We start from the raw sequence: 1,228 nt of genomic DNA on the forward strand, positions 1-1,228 counted from the left end.
GACGAAAACTCGCCAATCTCAACGCCGATTATCTCGAAAATCTCATCCGTCAAAAATCAACGTTAACCTGAAGCGATTCCCCTGGATGTCCGCATGCATCATCCACTGCCTGCCATCGCTGTCTCGTTGCCGCCAGCTATCTGGCCGCCGGCCTCTGACTGTGTTGGCGGGCATAGGCCACACAGGCATCCACCGTGCTGACACAAAGCGCGTCGCGGCTGTTCGGCAGATTGTTGTCGCCGGCATAGGCAACTTCGGCGACGCGGCCGTCGACCATTCGAATTTGCGTGTCGCAATAACCGCCTGGAGCGACATTGACGGAGCCGCCGACCGCCGGGATCGCACCGACCGCCAGGGTCGGGACGACAACGCTGAGATTGCCGCGCTGAACGACGCGCTTATAGGTCCAGATCTGGCTCGATCGGCCAGCGTCCGCGGTAGCGGTCGGAAACCCCGCGCACATCCGGACGTCGGCTTCGCTGAGGCCGACCATCTCCTTACGAGCCGCCGCCACCGTGGGGTCAACCTTGGCGATGCGCGACGTATCGTCGGGAATGACGCAGGAGGACTGGACACCGACGAAGAGAACAGGAAGTGCAAGCTTTCGAATATAGGAAAATGTCATACCGACTGTGGGATTTGCGTGGCGCCCGCCGCTCCTTTTACCTAGGCAAACAGGCGCTTGGATCAACCCGTGCAGCCTCACGAAAACGTGGCCACGGCTGCATCATGGCCGGCGGCCGGGAGCCTAACGCGCCATGGCGCAAGAAGCGGGAAGTGCGCCGGGGGCGGTGGTCGGAACCCGGATGCGAGTTGCAAGGGCCGCATCCAATGATCATCTGGTCAATGCCCTTGCAACTGCTTCCGCCGCCAGGCGGCAGGCGCATCGCCGGCCCGCTCACGAAAGAACCTTGAAAAATACGCCGGGTCGTCGAAGCCGATTTCGTAGGCGATGTCCTCGACCGTACGCACGGTGAACAGCAGCAGCCGCTTGGCCTCCAGCAGCCGCCGCTCGCTGACGACGCGCTTGACGCCGGTGCCCAGTACCGCGCGGGCAGCCTTGTCGAGGAGATGCGGCGTCGTGGCCAGCGCCTCGACGTAGCGGTCGACGGACCAGTTGTCGCGGAAATGCGCATCGACGAGCCGGCGCAGCTCCAGCGCCAGCGAAGCATCGGAAGAGGCTGCGGAGGCGGTCCCGCCGGGACTGAGGCGCGCGATGTGGGAGAGC

The 1,228-nt window shown here is 63.6% G+C and carries 2 protein-coding genes; both read right to left on the reverse strand.

The genetic code is table 11. The features are described 5' to 3' along the window. Positions 1-136 precede the first annotated feature (136 nt). Complete coding sequence (locus NKJ06_RS35475) at positions 137-625, reverse strand: hypothetical protein (protein WP_352634238.1); 489 nt, start codon at positions 623-625, stop codon at positions 137-139. Between the two features lie 218 nt (positions 626-843). Further along, positions 844-1,228 (reverse strand): helix-turn-helix domain-containing protein (locus tag NKJ06_RS35480; RefSeq protein ID WP_352812587.1); only part of this gene is annotated, 385 nt, incomplete at its 5' end.

The organism is Mesorhizobium sp. M0293, from assembly GCF_040321735.1.
In the GTDB taxonomy this organism is placed as follows: domain Bacteria; phylum Pseudomonadota; class Alphaproteobacteria; order Rhizobiales; family Rhizobiaceae; genus Mesorhizobium.

Bases quoted from the DNA above. Each gene is read 5' to 3' on its own strand.
- NKJ06_RS35475 (WP_352634238.1), bottom strand. From the start codon at position 625: ATGACATTTTCCTATATTCGAAAGCTTGCACTTCCTGTTCTCTTCGTC.